Source organism: Pseudomonas sp. GW821-FHT09E04 (genome assembly GCF_059416185.1).
Window position 1 is genome coordinate 212,234 of sequence record NZ_JBWKOR010000008.1, and the last position, 16,190, is coordinate 228,423.

Consider the following 16,190-nt stretch of genomic DNA (forward strand, 5'->3'; position numbering starts at 1 on the left):
TTCGCTGCTCAAGCATAGTCGATCATGTATGGATACCGTGGTTCCCGAATCGCCTTGTAACAAGGGCCGGGGCGGGTGTCGAACGCTATCGGTCGTCGCTGTATCGCCATCATTACTGTGAACCAGCCCGAGGAGAAGACGTGGATTCCCGATTGAATGCTTTTCTTGAGCGCGCCGAGTCGGTTCTGGCGCGGATCGAACCGCTGCTGCCGGCACCACGCCCGGTCATCGACTGGGGCACTTGCCTGGCCGCACGCTGGCAGCGTGACGGTCGCAGCGGCTATCTGCTGCCGCTGGAAGTCAGCCTCGACATGCGTCTTTCGGACTTGATCGGTGTCGATCGGCAACTGGAGCAACTGGGCCGAAATACCCAGCAGTTCCTCGACGGCATGCCGGCCAACCATGCGTTGCTCTGGGGTTCGCGCGGTACCGGTAAATCCTCGCTGGTACGGGCGCTGCTGGCCGAGCACGCCAAGGCCGGTCTGCGCCTGATCGAGATCGAACGCGATCACCTGGCCGACCTGCCACGGGTGGTGGAGCAGATCGGCAAACTGCCGCAACGTTTCGTGCTGTTTTGCGATGACCTGTCGTTCGAGTCCGGCGAAGGTGATTACCGTGTGCTGAAAAGCGTGCTGGATGGCTCGCTGGAGCAGGCGCCGGACAACGTGTTGCTGTACGCCACCTCCAACCGTCGCCATCTGGTGCCGGAAAAGGAAAGCGACAACGAAAACTGGAAGCGCGTCGATGGCGAACTGCACCCGAGCGAAGCGGTGGAAGACAAGATCGCTCTGTCGGACCGCTTTGGCCTGTGGCTGTCGTTCTATCCGTTCACCCAGGAACATTTCCTCAACGTCGTCGAACATTGGATCGGCCAGTTGGCCGCCAAGGCCGGCCTGAGCTGGCAGCGCGACGAACAACTGGACATTCTCGCCGTGCGCTGGGCGACCGGCCGTGGCAACCGCAACGGACGTTGCGCGTACCAATTCGCCCGTTACTGGGTGGGACTGAAATTGCTGGAGCACAAGGCATGATTGATTTGCAACAGAGCGGCCAGGGCCTCGAAGGCTATGGCATGTTGGCCGCGCAATTGGAGTCGCTGCTGGCGGACGAGCGCGATTTCATCGCCAACGCCGCGCAGTTTTCGGCGTTCCTGTTCAACCAGCTCGATGACCTGAACTGGGCCGGTTTCTACCTCAATCGCAATGAGGAGCTGGTGCTTGGCCCGTTCCAGGGCCAGATCGCTTGCGTACGCATTCCGTTCGGTCGCGGTGTGTGTGGCGCGGCGGCGGCCAGACTGCAGACACAACGGGTCGAAGACGTTCATGCATTCCCCGGCCACATCGCCTGTGACAGCGCGTCGAACAGCGAACTGGTGGTGCCGTTGGTCAAGGATGGTCGCCTGATTGGCGTACTCGACCTCGACAGCCCGAAGCTTTCGCGTTTCGGCGCAGACGATCAGGCTGGTATCGAACGACTGGCGGCGATCTTCCTGCGCCTGACCGACTGCTGATCACGCCGCAAGCCCCGCCTTGCGCAGCACGCCGGCAGGGTCGACAGCATCGATCTGTTGCGGGTCGAGGAAACGGCTGGCGTATTGCAGATACAGGCCTTCGCGGATGAACAGGCCGAACAGCTCGGCATCGATATGTGCCTCGCGGCACATGGTGGCCATGATTCCCAGCGCTTCGCTGAGGGTCTTGGCCTTTTTGTACGGGCGGTCGGCGGCGGTCAGCGCTTCGAAGATGTCGGCAATCGCCATCATCCGTGCCGGCAGGCTCATCTCCTCGCGTTTCAAACGTTTCGGGTACCCGGTGCCGTCCATTTTTTCGTGATGGCCGCCGGCAATCTCCGCCACGTTGTTCAGATGCCCGGGGAAGGGCAGATGACTGAGCATCAGGATCGTCTGCACCATGTGGTGGTTGATGATGTAACGCTCCTCTCGGGTCAGCGTGCCGCGAGGAATGCTCAGGTTGTACAGCTCGCCACGGTTGTATTTGTAGCGCGGGACGTCGAGTTTGAACCCCCATGGGTTGTCTTCCGGAATCAGTTCGCTGTCGGCACGTTCGAGCAGATGCTCGGGCTTGTCCGCCAGTAACCTTTCGCTGACCGGAAGGGTAGGCGCCGATGTGCGTGCCTGGCGCCGGTTTTCCTCCCAGGACACGCCCAGGCGATCGTCCAGCGTACGTGTCCAGGTGCGCTGCGCAATGCCCTCAAGACGCTGAAGGTCGGCGTCCGCCATGGCCTCACTGCCCAGATTGCAGCGGGCGACAAAACTGAAGTCATCATCCAGCGCTGTCAGCATCGCGTCGCGCAGGCTGGCCAGTTGTCGTTCGTCGCCACCCGACGCCAGGGCCTGCCAGTAGCTGATCCACGCATCGCGCTTGAGCACTTCGAACCGGGTGCGGACTTCATGGATGCGATCGTTCAGGGTTTCCAGTTTGGTGGCTTTGTCGACGACGTATTCCGGCGTCGTGACTTTGCCGCAGTCGTGCAGCCACGCGGCGATGTGCAAGGCTTCCCATTCGTCCTCACTGGGCTGGTAGTCGCTGAAGGCGGGGGCCTCGCTGGCCGCGGCGGCGTGGGCGAGCATCAGGGTCAGTTCCGGCACGCGTTGGCAATGCCCGCCGGTGTAAGGGCTCTTGGCATCGATGGCGCCGGCGAGCAGTTGAATGAACGCATCCAGCAGTTGTTTCTGCCGGGCTTGCAGACGTTGGCTCTCGATACTCACCGCCGCCGCACCGGACACCGCTTGCAGGAACGCGATGCGGTCGGGTCGCAGCTTCTCCAGGTCGGCCGGGGTGCCGCTGTCATTGATCAGCAACACCAGCAGGCCGATTGTTTCGTTGTGCTGGTTGTGCAGGCGGATCCCGATCAGGTGGACGCGCGGCGTGTCCATGGCCAGCAGAACCTTTTGCAGGTCGGCGGCCTGTTCGAAGCCGAGGTTGCTGACCACGTTGTCGGCATGCGCCAGTTGCTCGAACCATTCGGGACCCTGCGCGGTATCAAGGTTGTGGCCTTGAATATCGAACGCTGCCAGCGGCCGGGAAGTGCCGTCGACCACCAGCCCGTAAGGCTCCATGCGGTTGCCATCACTTTCACGCAGGTAGATCAGACCGGCCTGGGCCTGGGCAATCTGCACCGTTTCGAACAACACCCGTTGCAGCAGCGGGGCGAACCGGGTTTCGGCGGTCAGGCTGTCGGTGATGCGAAAGAAGCTGGCCAGGGTGTCCTTCATCCGCGCCATCGACAGGCTCAACTGGTCGACCTCCAGCACTGGTGAGCGGCGGGTCACGGGAAAGTTGAAATCGAAGCTGCGGATGGCATCGGCTTCCTTGACCAGTGCATGCAGCGGCTTGACCAGAATCCGCGAGATCAGCCAGCCCAGCGGCAGGCACAGCAACAGGGTGGCAAGGGTGATCAGCGCACCTTGCCAGCGCATGCGATAGGCATCGACCAGTAACTCGTCCTCCGGCACCAACAAGGCCATCTGCAAACCTTTCGGGCCGCCTTCCTGCAGGCTGCTGCGGGCGACGATCCAGCGTCGTCCGTCAGCTTTCAGGCGTTTGCCCTGATGATCGGCCGACAGCAGGGCATGCAGGCTCGGGCTCAGGTCAGCCGCCTTGGCCAGGCGCGCGGTGCGGTCATCGACGATCAGCCGGCTGCTGTCGGGATAGGCCACGGCGTTGCCTTCGGCATCGAAGAGGACGATTTCTGTCGCCGGCGTCACCACATGTTTGGTCAGGGTCGCCGACAGTGCGTCGAGGGTCAGATCGGCAGCGATCACCGCGTGCACGCTGCTGCGCCGGGCGAGGGTGGTGCCGACATTATGGGTGGAAAAAAACACATAGGGTTCGGTGGTGATTTGTTCGTTCTGTTGCTGCGCGCGGGTGTACCAGGTGCGGCTGCGCGGGTCGTAGGCATCGTCCGGATTGTCGTGACGACCCACCGCTGACAACGCCTGATCGAAAAACAGCGATTGCGATCTGACGCCGCCATCGGCGTCATGTTCGATGCTCCAGACCTGATACGCCGCTGCATCCGGAGCTTTCAGCAAGGTTCTCAGTGACGCGGTGCGCAAGGGGCGCACCATGAAGAAATCACCGTTGTCGTAACCCAGATACAACGAGGCCAGGTCCGGGTTGTCCGCCAGTGACTGGCTGAACGGCTTGAGCAGCGTCAGGCGTTGTCCAAGCGTTGAGGCCTGAGTCCCGGGGTTGTCCGCGAGCAGGCTCAGCAGGTGCCGGATTGGCGCGTAGGTCGATTGCAGGTCGACACGTACATCCTGTTCGATGCGTTCGAACAGTTTTTCGCTGCTCGACAGAATGATCTGTGTGGTCTGCCGGTAGTTGAACAGCCCCAGCACGACCCCGGTGAGCAACAGCAGAAAGGTGAACATGACGCTGATGTGCACGTGCAAAGGGAACCGGCGTTGATCCGGGCGCAGTGGGCTGGGCATTGCGGACTCTCCGTGTTGGTAAACACACTGCTCAGCGACCAAGCATAGTTAAGGCCCGGTCATTCTGCTCTGGTCGGTCAGCGTCAGTTGTTGCTCCAGTGCCTTCTCCAGTTCAAGGATGGCGAAGCTGCTCGCCTTGCAGCGGCGTTTGATCTCGTCCACCGGCAACGCTTGCAGGCAGGCCTGTTCCAGAGCGTCGCAACTGTCGATCAGGCGTGACGCCTGGGCAATGCGCGCGGCGCCTTTGATCTTGTGCGCCATCTCGGCCAGAGCCTGGTGATCCCGCCCCGGGGACAACGCCAGCAGATCCTGACGGTCAAGCCGACTGCTGTTGAGCAGTTCGGTCAGCAGTCGGCGGGTCTGAGCGGGGTTTCCTCCTGTCAGGGCGTGCAACCCTTGCAGATTGAACGCAGGCGAAATGAGCGCTGGCCGGACACTGTCGACCCATTGGCTCAAGGCACTCAGGCTCAGTGGTTTGAACAGGCACTCGTTCATGCCGGCCTGCTTGCAGCGAAGCACCTCTTCCGGTTGGGCATTGGCGGTGAACCCCAGCACGGTGCAGGTCGGGCGCTGCGTGAGTTTTTCGTGGCGCCGGATCGCTCGGGTCAGCTCATAGCCATTCATGACGGGCATGTTGCAATCGGCGATGACCAGATCGAATGCACCGTTTTTCCATTGTTCCAGTGCGCTCTGGCCTTCTTCGGCGATGCTGAAGTGGTGCCCCAGGAACTCGAGTTGCTGACACATCAGCAGGCGATTGGCCGGATGATCGTCGACCACCAGAACGTTCAGCGGGACAAGGGCGGTCTGGATCTGCGGTTCGTGTTTTCGGCCTGTCACTTCCGTGGGCAGGATAGCCAGCGGCAGCGACACACTTACCTGTGTACCGATCCCGGGCTGGCTACTCAATTGCAACTGACCTCCCATCATCTCGCACAGGCTGCGGCTGATGACCAGTCCCAGCCCTGCGCCACTGATTGCCCGATCCCTGCCTTGGCATGCCTGGGCGAAAGGTTCGAACAGCCGTTGCTGATCCTCGGCAGAGATGCCGATGCCGCTGTCCTGAACCGTCAGTTGTACCTGCGAGCAATCAGGAACATCGCTGGCCAGCAGGTGCAGCGTGATCCGGATCTGGCCTTTTTCGGTGAACTTGATGGCATTGCTTATCAGGTTCGACAGCACCTGTTTGAAGCGCAAGGGATCCAGATGTACGTCGACGTTGAGTTCGGGAGGGGAGACGTTCACCACCAGCGTCAGCCGTTTCTGCCGGGCCAGGCCTTCGAAGATCCGGACCACCGAGGCGATGGTATCGATGAGGTTGACCCGCTCGGGGCTCAGGCTCAGGCGCCCGGACTCGATCCGGGCGATATCCAGAATGTCGCCGATCAGCCCCAGCAGATCCTTGGCCGAACTGTAGGCGGTTTCGATGCTGGAGCGGTCCGGATGCACTTTGTCCATGCGCTTGAGTGTCAGTTCGAGCATGCCGATGACCGCGTTCATCGGCGTGCGGATTTCGTGGCTCATGGTCGCCAGGAAAGTGCTCTTGGCCCGGTTGGCATCATCCGCCCGTTCCTTGGCAGTACGAAGTTCGTCGAGCAGCTCGTGACGTTCACTGATGTCGATCCAGCCGCCGATGATCCCCTGGACATCGCCGCCGGAGTCGCGGTAAGGCAGGATCCAGTGATAAATCGTCAGGCGCCGGTTGCCGATATGCAACGGGCGGTCGAGCACCAGCGGCCTGCCCTCGGTCACCACCCGTTGATAGTCGGCCTGATAGGCGCGGGCTTCGAAGGCATTGTTCAGGGCACCTTCCATCACACTCTTGCCGATGACGTCTTCGCGCCGGGCATTGAAGGCTTCGAGATAGCTGTCGTTGCAGCTTTGCAGCAGGCCCTGTCGATCTCGCACATAGATCGGGTGGGGCGTGCCATTGACCAGCGAACGCATGAACTCCAGCTGATCGTTCAAGGCGCGTTCGGCCGATTGGCGCTGTTTGATCTGGCGACGCATGTAGGCATTCCAGAGCATCGACAGCAGCAAGAGCAGGCTGGCGCCCCCGATCACCTGATAGAACAAGCGTCGATACTGATGCCAGGTGCCTTGCGACAGGCTGGAGTAGCCCCGCCAGCGACCGTTGATGATGCCCAGTTCTTCGGGCGTTATGCTCATCAGCGTCTTGTCGATGATCGAGCCCAGTTCCGTGTTGTCCCGGGCGGTTGCCAGGGAAAAGGCTGCCTGTCGTGTGCCGATGGTGGTGGTGATCTGCAAGGGCTGTTCGAAGATGTGTGAGGCGATGAAATAGTTGGCGATCACCAGCGAGTTCACCGCGCCCTCGACCTGACCTTCGTCGAGTAATGCCACCGCACTGAAGGTGTCCGGGGTTTCGATCAACTGGATGTAAGGAAACTCGCGGCGCAGGTACTCGATCATCGGGTTGCCCTGGGCGATGGCCAGACGCTTGCGCTTGAGCTGGCCCAGGTGCGTCGGACTGTCGGCAGCCTTCCGAGTCAGCAGGACGTAGGAGTTTTCAAGGTAGGGGCGGCTGAACTTGAGCGTTTCCTCGCGCAGGGCGGTTGGCAGCAGGGCGGCGATCAAGTCGGCCTGATGGTTTTCTATCTGCTTGATCATCTCGGCATCGCTGCGGCTGCGGCGGACTTCGAAGCGCAGGCCGGTGCGCAAGCGGATGAGTTCGAGCAGGTCGGCGCTGATGCCGCGAAAGTTGCCATCGGTATCAAAGAAGCTCAGGGGCGCAAAGGCCTCGTTGACGACCACGCTCACCACCGGGTGTTTTTTCAGCCATTGTTCTTCGCGATGGGTCAGTTGCAGTTTCTGATCGGTCAGCAAGGTATCGCTGCCGGCACTCCAGCGTTTGGCGATGTTTTCCCGCTCGCTGCCCGGGACGGCCTTGAGCACGCTATCGATGATGCCCAGCAGTTGAGGATTGTCGCGGCGAACGGCAAAGCTGAAACCGTGGGCCTCGTGCTTGCCGAAATTGGCCATACGGATATTGTTCAGATACCCCTTGCTGATCATGTAGTGGGTGGAAATGGTGTCGCCGAGAAACACGTCCGCCTGATCGAAAGCAACCGCGTTGATTGCGTTCTGGTACGACGGATAGGACGTGATGAGGGCCTTGGGGTACAGGGCCTTGACCTCGTCCAGCGGCAGATAGTGATACAGCATGCTCAGCCGCAGGCCGGCCAGGCCATCGGTCAGTGAGCGGGTTTCACCGACGCGGGTGACCAGTACCGGTTGATCGATGGCGTAAGGGCTGGACAGCACGATGTCGGCGTTTTCCGCCTCCAGCCCGTTGGACGTACCGAGCATGTCGATGCTGCCATCGATCAATGCCCGTATCGCGGCGTCCCGTGTGGCAAAGCGCTTGACCTTGACCGGAAGACGGGTTGTCTGGCCAATGAGCCCGGCATAATCGGCCGTGAAACCTTCGTAGTCGCGGCCACTGGCGGTCATGTCAAAAGGCGGATAGTCGGGAGCGGACGTGCCCAGAATCAACTCGTTGCGATTGTGCAGCCAGTCCCGTTGCGAATGTTCAAGCAGGACCGGCAGCAACTTGTCGGACGAACGACTGAGCAGGGCCAGGTCTTGTGAAGTGACGGGCGTGGCTGTTGCATGAGCACTTAAACCAAGGCATGCACTCAATACAATCAGACAGGTTTTCAAGCGACTGGGCATGTTGGCTCTCACACGAGTGCGTTACGTTTGGCCATTTCGATAAGTTCTACAAGGGATTTGGCTTTGAGTTTCTGCATCAGGCGTTTTTTATAAGTGCTGACGGTCTTGTTGCTGAGGAACATGCCTTTGGCAATTTCCTTGTTTGTGCGACCTTGGGCAAATAGTTGCAATACCATTAATTCCCGGTCGTTGACGGCTTTGAATAGTTCCAGTTCCGTGTAACGCACATCATCGCTGCGAACCGGGTTCAGTGCCTGACTGGGAAAATAGTTGTAACCGGATAGAACAGCCTTGATGGCACTGACCAGTTCGCTGAGGTCTTCCTGTTTGCAGACATAACCCGACGCGCCGGACTGCATGCAACGAATGCCGAACAATGTGGGGCACTGTGCGGTCAGGACCAGTGTCTTGAAGGGCGAGCTCATGGCATTGAAGCGGGCAAGGACTTCCAGGCCGTCAAGCTTCGGAATACTGATGTCGAGGATGATCAGGTCAGGCGCGCATTCGCGGACCATTTGCATGGCATCGACCCCGTTATCGGTTTCACCGACGACTTTGTAGCCTTCATGTTCCAATAGCATTCGAACGGCAAGACGGATAACCGGATGATCATCGACGATAAAAACGGAGTTCATAATAAAGTCCCATGCGAGCGCGAATAAAGGGCGCACCTTAGCTCAGATGGATGAGCGGTCGCATGAACCGACAGTGCCTCAGTGGCAATCTAGGATTATTCCTACATATAAAGAAGAATGAGACTACGCGTGAACTAGTTTTGGCGTAGGTAGAGGGGGTGGGGCGTTAATTGAGTCTCGTCAATGGAGCGCCGTGCGTTATTGAAAGGTCTGGCTGTTTAATATTTATCGGATATTAAGGGGCTTCGGTTTTTTGTTTCAGTGATTCTTTTCGATATTTGGACGATGCATATAAAGAAAAATCGGAACCTGCAACAGACCCTGTCCTGAATTCTGTCTTGTGTGATGCGTGCGCCCGACCGATCAGCGCCTGACCGGTCGGAGCACGAGGCATCATTGGCTGGAGCGGCCTGTCATTTCCTGGGCCATGTCGCTGGCGTAACTGTCAGTCATGCCCGCGATGAAGTCGATCATGCGCAGGAACGATGCGTGCAACGGGCCGTGCGGATCCGGTGCATTGTTGCCCAGCAAGTCGAGGATTCTGCGGCTCTTGAACGACGGCGTACGGCCGTTGTGCTGTTCCAGGGCCGCGCCGCAGAACGCGTTGAGCAGAATTTCCAGTGTCGTGTAGGCACCAATCTCGTGCAGCGTCTTGCGCTTGTCCTGGAAGATCTTTCGGCGGGCGATGTCCTTGGCGTTCAAGACGCAACGTTTGGCCGGGCCATGCATGTGCTCCACGAGGTCCCCGTGCAGCGTACCCGCCAGCAGTGCGTCCTGTTGCTCGACGAAGGCCCGGGCGGCGGCGTTGGTCAGGTGCTCGATGGCCTTGCCCCGCAGGATCGCCAGTTTGCGCCGGCGCGAATCCTGAGGGCCCAGCAGGCGATAGGTTTCCGGCAGATCGTCGCCGACCAGACCCAGCAGCAGCGACTCGACCTCGGCGTAGTCCAGCAGCTCCATCTCCAGGCCATCTTCCAGATCGATCAGCGCATAGCAGATGTCATCCGCGGCCTCCATCAGATACACCAGTGGATGGCGCGCCCAGCGCTGCTCTTCGAGTTGCGGCAGGCCCAGTTTGTGGGCGATCTGTTCCAGCAGTGGCAACTCGCTCTGATAGCAACCGAACTTGTGTTTCTTGTAGCCCAGGGAGTCGGCGTGACGCGCGGTCCACGGGTACTTCAGATAGGTGCCGAGGGTCGCATAGGTCAACCGGGTGCCGCCGTCGAACTGGTGATATTCCAGTTGCGTGAGGACCCGGAAGCCTTGGGCATTGCCTTCGAAGTTCAGGAAATCACCGCGCTCGGCGTCACTCATCGCATCCAGCCAGCCGCGCCCGGCAGCCTGCTGGAACCAGTGACGAATGGCGTCTTCACCGGAATGGCCAAACGGCGGATTGCCGATGTCATGGGCCAGGCAAGCGGACTGGACGACCATGCCCAGATCGCTCGGCTCGCACCACTCGGGCAGATCGCGACGCAGGGTTTCACCGACGCGCATGCCCAGCGAACGACCGACGCAACTGACTTCCAGCGAATGGGTCAGACGCGTGTGGATGTGGTCGTTGCTCGACACAGGGTGCACCTGGGTCTTGCGGCCGAGGCGGCGGAAGGCGCCAGAGAAAATGATGCGGTCATGGTCTTTGTGGAACGGGCTGCGGCCGAGTTCCTGCGGGCTGTGCAGCGGCTTGCCGAGACGTTCGCGGTTGAGCAGGGTTTGCCAATCCAAGGCTGATTCTCTCCGTCGGGTGACTGGTGCCCTAGCTTCCCGGTTCGAGCGAGTGTCTGCAAGCGCAACTACAGTCCGGCGGCATCAATGTCGATCAACAGCAAGCGTTCGCCATTGTCGAAGAATTGCCCGGCGGTCAGGCAATACTGGTTGCTGGTGGCATCGCGGTAGGTGTTGGAAAGCGTCAGCCGCCGTTCTTCCCAGCCTTCGGCCAGCAGGTGGTAGAAGTAGGGGCGCCATGACCAGTTGTGGCCCAGATAACGGTTGTCGGCGACCCAGCCGCTTTGGCGCCATTCCAGATTCGGGGTCAGTTGCGTGCCCTGGCGGTCGCACTGATAGAACCGCAGCAACCACGGAAAGGCATCGAGTTGCGGCAAGGCGCTGAGCGGCGCGCGAGCCTGAGCCCAGGTCTGCAGGATTGTCATCAACTCGCCGAGCTGTTGGCGCATCGACATCAACTTGCCGCGCTCAGTGAGCTTCTGCTTCACATAGGCCTGGCGCAGTTCAGCGAAGCGCTGGACGAACGCATCCGTCGCAAAGAAAGCCTCCTGCGCCCGGGCGAACAGAAAACCCTGCACGTAGCGTGAGCCACACTCCAGCGCGAAATTGAGCTGCGCTTCGGTCTCCACGCCTTCAGCGATGATCCAGCAGCCGGTTTTTTCCGCCATCTGTGCCAGCGCCTTGACCACATCGCTGCTCGGCCCGCCGAGCGCGGCGGCCTGGAACAGGCGCATGTCGAGCTTGAGGATGTCCGGTTGCAATGCGAGCACACGATCAAGTTGAGAGTATCCAGCGCCGAAATCGTCGATGGCGATTCGCGCCCCGGCATCGCGATAGCGCGCGACCACTTCAGACAGACGCTGACTGTTGCCGCCCAGTTCGGTGATCTCGAAGACAATCCGCTGCGGGTCGACGCCATGCCGGGCGAGTTGTTTGAGGCTCGGCAGCGCCTGGTCGGCGCGCAGACGGCTGATCCAGCGCGGCGACATGTTCAGGCTGAGAAACCAGTCCGGTGGCGCTTCGTGCAATCGGCTCAGCGCATTGTCGCGAACCTGCCGATCGAGGCGGCGCAACGCGGTGGCTGGCGTTCGTGGATCGGCGAACAGCGGCCCGACCGATGTCAGTTGCCCTTGCGCCTGGCGCAGACGGCCCAGCGCTTCGACGCCTGCGATGCGTCCGGTGGCGGTATCGATGAAAGGCTGAAAGCAGGCGAGCGGTTGCCCGTCGATCACGGGGCCTCCTTGGTCGTTGTTGTTCGGGTGGGACCCTGCCGGCCGGATAGACGAGCGGGATTGAATCTCCGGATGAAGAGATTCAATCCCGCCAGCACTGCAAGAATGCAGCCAGATGTGCAGCTCAGCGCTTGCTGGTGTTCTGCATGACCAGTTTGATCAGCGGAGCGAGGCTGGTGCCGAGACGGATCAACCGACTCAGACCGCCGACGCCTCCACTCTTGGCACCTTTGCCGGTGAGGAAACCCAGCAGCGTCACGGCCGCCACGCCCCACAACGGCGCGTGCTTGATGCCGAAACCGTCCTGCAGGTTTTGCGTCATGCCGCGCATGCGTTGCAAGGGTTGCAGGACCTGGCCGGCTTCGTGACGGATTTCCTGACGATGCATTTCCATGCGCAGACGGATCAGGGCCTTGCGCATTTCCTGGCGCGAGCTGTTTTGTGGAAGTTCAGGCAGGCTCATGGCAGCAGGCGCTCCCGGTCGTTGGCCAGTTCTTCCAGGGTGCCGTGGAAGGGCGAGGATTCATCGAAGATCGCAGCCTTGAGACGCAGCGCGCAGAAGATCGCCGCCAGGGTGTAGAACACGCACAGGCCGATGATCGCGGCGAGACGATACGTGTCCCAGAACACGATCAGGACGAGGGTCGACAGGCCGACCAGCAACAGCAATGCAAACACCAGCGCCAGGCCTGCAAACAGCAACAGGCTGACGGTGCGTGCCTTCTGCTCCTGCAGTTCGATGCCGAACAGTTCGACATGACTGTGCAACAGACCAAGGACGGCTGCGCCCAGGCGCCGCGTGGAGGAAGTAGTGCCCGAAGTCGGGCCGGATTCACCGATCGACATGATTAGCGCCGCGTGGCCAGCAGGCCAATCAGAAAGCCTACGCCCGCCGCGATACCCACCGATTGCCACGGGTTGGCCGAGACATAATCTTCGGTGGCGGTGACCGCTGCCTGACCGCGCTCGCGCAGGGTGTCTTCGGTCAGTTTCAGGGTTTCCCGTGCGCGCAGCAGACTTTCGTGGATCTGTTCGCGCAACTCATCCGCCTGATCACCGGCCAGCGTGGCGGTGTGTTCCAGCAACCGTTCGGTGTCGCTGACCAGGGTCTGGAAGTCGTTCATCAGGATTTCTTGAGCAGTCTTTGCCTTGGTGCTGGCCATGGGGAATCTCCGTAAGTGGCTGTCTGAAACGGCTTCTGAAACTTTCGAGTATGAGCCTTGCGTGAAGGTTCAGTACAAATGACTGGTACATCTTTTGCTGTGTCGTGGTGCGTCACCGGACAGCAGTGCGCTGTTGCCGGGCGCGAAGCCGGGAAATCATAGCCCGGATGACACGGGTTCATATCAGGACATCGACCTTGTGCGCCAAAGCGGTTCGCCGGACCAGTGGATCGGTGACTGCGCGGTCGCATCTTGGTGCATGAAATGTCTGCATGAACCGCTTTGGTGCCTTTTTCAGCCTTGGGTCTGCCTCTTCATGGAAAATCTGCAAAGCGCTGTGGATACGCTCGTTCATAGTTCCAACACGTTGTTCATTCTGATCGGTGCGGTCATGGTGTTGGCCATGCACGCCGGTTTCGCCTTTCTGGAGGTCGGAACGGTTCGCCAGAAGAATCAGGTCAACGCCTTGTCGAAGATCCTCAGCGACTTCGCGGTGTCGACGCTGGCCTATTTCTTTATAGGCTATTGGATTTCGTACGGGGTGACGTTCCTGCAACCGGCGGCGGTGCTCAGCGCCGATCATGGTTACGGGCTGGTGAAGTTTTTCTTCCTGCTGACCTTTGCTGCAGCGATTCCGGCGATCATTTCCGGGGGTATCGCCGAGCGGGCACGGTTCGTTCCGCAATTGTGCGCGACGGCGCTGATCGTGGCGTTCATCTATCCGTTTTTCGAGGGCATGATCTGGAACGGCAACTTCGGTCTGCAAGCCTGGCTGGCGGCGCGGTTCGGTGCATCCTTCCATGACTTCGCCGGCTCCGTGGTGGTTCACGCCATGGGCGGCTGGCTGGCGCTGGCGGCGGTGCTGTTGCTGGGGCCGCGCAATGGGCGCTATCGCGATGGCCGGCTGGTGGCGTTCGCGCCGTCGAGCATTCCGTTTCTGGCGCTGGGCTCGTGGATCCTGATCGTCGGCTGGTTCGGCTTCAACGTGATGAGCGCGCAAACCCTGCAAGGCGTCAGTGGTCTGGTGGCGGTCAATTCGTTGATGGCGATGGTGGGCGGTACCGTGGCGGCGTTGATTGTCGGGCGCAATGACCCAGGCTTTCTGCACAACGGTCCGTTGGCCGGTCTGGTGGCGGTGTGTGCCGGCTCCGACCTGATGCATCCGGTGGGCGCGCTGGTGACCGGTGCGATTGCCGGTGCCCTGTTTGTCTGGTGCTTCACGGCGGCGCAGGTCAAATGGCGGATCGACGACGTGCTGGGTGTCTGGCCGCTGCACGGTTTGTGTGGCGTGTGGGGTGGCATCGCCTGCGGGATCTTCGGCTCGACCGCGCTGGGTGGGCTCGGTGGCGTCAGCCTGATCAGCCAGTTGATCGGCACGGCGTTGGGCGTGTTGGTGGCGCTGGTCGGTGGCTTCGCCGTCTACGGTTCGATCAAGGCGCTGCATGGTCTGCGCCTGAGTCAGGAACAGGAGTATTACGGCGCGGATCTGTCGCTGCACAAGATTGGCGCGGTAAGTCAGGACTAAGTCTCTTCATCTTCGGCACCCGGGTAGAAGCCATGCAGCAGGCGATAGCGGTCGATGCGCACCCGATCGACTTTCTCCTGCACCTGGTGTGCCGGCAGACCGAGCAGAATCAAGGCATGAGAGGCAAGCATCAGGCTTGACTCCAACAGCTCCGGCACCACTTCACTGGCGCCGGCGGCTTTCAGTTCGGCCCACTGACTGTCATCGCGGGTGCGCACCAGAATCGGCACCTTCGAGTTGAGTCGCCGGGCTTCCTTGAGCACCCGCAACGCCACATCGCTTTTATCCACGGCAATCACCAGCAGCCTGGCGCGCAGCAAACCGACGGCAGTCAGCAGGTCGCCGCGTGCAGAGTCGCCGTAATGCACGTCGCGTTCGACGGTGGCGGCCTCCTGTATACGTACGGGGTCGTTATCCAGGGCGATGTAAGGTTGCCCGGCATTGCGCATGAAGCGTCCGATCGACTGACCGACACGACCGTAACCGCAGATCACCACATGCTGATCGAGTCCGGCATTGAGGGCGCTGATGTGCTCGATCTGTGCTTCCTGATTGGGTTTGCGGTGCAGGGCGGCGGCGATACGCGGTGCTGCACGCAACATCAGCGGCGTCAGCAGCATCGAGCAGAATGTAGCAGCGAGGAGCAGCGCGCCGAGCTCGGCCGGCATCAGCTGGTTTTGCTGCATCTGCGCCATCAGGGCGAAACAGAACTCGCCACCCTGAGCCAGTGCCAGGCCGCTGCGCCACGCGGTTTCATTGTCGTTGCCGCGCCATTTCACCAGCAGCGCCACCACTGACCCCTTGATTACCAGCAAACCCAGGGTCATGGCGAGTATCAGCAGGCTGTGGCTGGCAAACAATTGCAGGTCGATCAGCATGCCGATGCTGACGAAGAACAGGCCGAGCAGGATGTCGCGGAACGGCCGGATATCGGCTTCGATCTGATGCCGATAATGACTTTCCCCCAGCAGCATGCCGGCCAGGAAGGCGCCGAGGGCAGGGGACAGGCCGAGCAGGTGAGTCAGCCACGCCGTGAGCAACACGATCACCAGCGCCAGCAGCACGAACAGCTCGGCCGAACGCGAGGCCGCCACCTCCTGAAACAGACGTGGCAACAGCCAGCGACTGGCCAGCAGCAAGCCGATGAACAGCACAACCGTCTTGAGCAGTGTCAGCGGCAACGCCCAATACCAGGCCTGATCGCTGCTACCGGCGAAGACGGGTACCAGCGTCAGCAACAACACGGCCACCACATCCTGAAACAACAGGACCCCCACGGCGTTCTGGCCGTGGCTGCTGAAGATTTCGCCGAGGCTGCCCAGTTCCTTGGTGACGATCGCCGTGGATGAAAGCGAAAGCCCCGCGCCGAGCAACAGCGCCGGGGTGAGGGGCATGCCCAGCAGCATCAGCATACTTCCCAGCAGCGCCGTGCTGATCAGCACCTGTTGGCTGCCCAGACGGAAAACCACCTGGCGCAGCGCAATCATTTTCGACAGGGAGAATTCCAGCCCCAGCGAAAACAGCAGAAACACCACACCCAGCTCGGCAAGGTCCGGCAGGTGTTCACTCTCGTTGATCCAGTCGAACGCCTTCGGTCCGACCATCAGTCCGACGCACAGATAGCCCAACACTGGCGGCAGGCGCAGGCGGCGGAACAGGGCAATCATCACCAGGGACGAGGCAAGAATGATCAACAGATTGGCAAACACAAAACACTCCGGCGGCAGGGTCTGGCTCTTCAAGCGTAGAGGCAAAAAACACCGG

12 protein-coding genes are annotated in these 16,190 nt (G+C 60.7%); 3 read left to right on the plus strand and 9 right to left on the minus strand.

Annotated elements, in window-relative coordinates; genetic code table 11:
• Positions 1–140: 140 nt before the first annotated feature.
• Both AC07N4_RS26585 and AC07N4_RS26590 read left to right on the plus strand, forming a co-directional pair.
• A complete protein-coding gene (locus AC07N4_RS26585; protein ID WP_096821083.1) occupies positions 141–1,031 on the plus strand; it encodes an ATP-binding protein in 891 nt (296 codons plus the stop codon).
• Positions 1,028–1,510 (plus strand): GAF domain-containing protein, encoded by a 483-nt coding sequence (locus tag AC07N4_RS26590; protein WP_493066394.1) that lies wholly within the window; start codon positions 1,028–1,030, stop codon positions 1,508–1,510. Before AC07N4_RS26585 ends, AC07N4_RS26590 begins: the two co-directional genes overlap by 4 nt.
• On the opposite strand, the gene AC07N4_RS26595 is transcribed toward AC07N4_RS26590, so the two are convergent.
• From AC07N4_RS26595 to AC07N4_RS26630, 8 genes are all read right to left on the minus strand, one after another.
• On the minus strand, positions 1,511–4,456 hold the full coding sequence (locus AC07N4_RS26595; RefSeq protein ID WP_493066395.1) for an HD domain-containing phosphohydrolase: 2,946 nt from the start codon (positions 4,454–4,456) through the stop codon (positions 1,511–1,513).
• A gap of 48 nt (positions 4,457–4,504) precedes the next feature.
• A complete protein-coding gene (locus AC07N4_RS26600) occupies positions 4,505–8,149 on the minus strand; it encodes a transporter substrate-binding domain-containing protein (RefSeq protein ID WP_493066396.1) in 3,645 nt (1,214 codons plus the stop codon).
• An 8-nt stretch (positions 8,150–8,157) separates the two neighbouring features.
• A complete protein-coding gene (locus AC07N4_RS26605) occupies positions 8,158–8,784 on the minus strand; it encodes a response regulator transcription factor (RefSeq protein ID WP_096821086.1) in 627 nt (208 codons plus the stop codon).
• A gap of 393 nt (positions 8,785–9,177) precedes the next feature.
• Entirely contained in the window at positions 9,178–10,506 is a 1,329-nt protein-coding gene (locus AC07N4_RS26610) for a deoxyguanosinetriphosphate triphosphohydrolase (protein WP_096821087.1), read from the minus strand.
• Positions 10,507–10,574: 68 nt separating this feature from the next.
• Positions 10,575–11,738 (minus strand): EAL domain-containing protein, encoded by a 1,164-nt coding sequence (locus tag AC07N4_RS26615; RefSeq protein ID WP_096821088.1) that lies wholly within the window; start codon positions 11,736–11,738, stop codon positions 10,575–10,577.
• Positions 11,739–11,862: 124 nt separating this feature from the next.
• Complete coding sequence (locus tag AC07N4_RS26620; RefSeq protein WP_096821089.1) at positions 11,863–12,201, minus strand: hypothetical protein; 339 nt, start codon at positions 12,199–12,201, stop codon at positions 11,863–11,865.
• Complete coding sequence (locus AC07N4_RS26625; protein ID WP_096821090.1) at positions 12,198–12,584, minus strand: phage holin family protein; 387 nt, start codon at positions 12,582–12,584, stop codon at positions 12,198–12,200. Before AC07N4_RS26625 ends, AC07N4_RS26620 begins: the two co-directional genes overlap by 4 nt.
• A gap of 2 nt (positions 12,585–12,586) precedes the next feature.
• Complete coding sequence (locus tag AC07N4_RS26630) at positions 12,587–12,901, minus strand: ElaB/YgaM/YqjD family protein (protein ID WP_085710739.1); 315 nt, start codon at positions 12,899–12,901, stop codon at positions 12,587–12,589.
• Positions 12,902–13,217: 316 nt separating this feature from the next.
• Here AC07N4_RS26630 and AC07N4_RS26635 point away from each other — a divergent pair, with 316 nt between their 5' ends.
• Complete coding sequence (locus AC07N4_RS26635; RefSeq protein WP_096821150.1) at positions 13,218–14,426, plus strand: ammonium transporter; 1,209 nt, start codon at positions 13,218–13,220, stop codon at positions 14,424–14,426.
• On the opposite strand, the gene AC07N4_RS26640 is transcribed toward AC07N4_RS26635, so the two are convergent.
• A complete protein-coding gene (locus AC07N4_RS26640; RefSeq protein WP_493066397.1) occupies positions 14,423–16,135 on the minus strand; it encodes a cation:proton antiporter in 1,713 nt (570 codons plus the stop codon). The genes AC07N4_RS26635 and AC07N4_RS26640 overlap by 4 nt on opposite strands.
• Positions 16,136–16,190 lie beyond the last annotated feature (55 nt).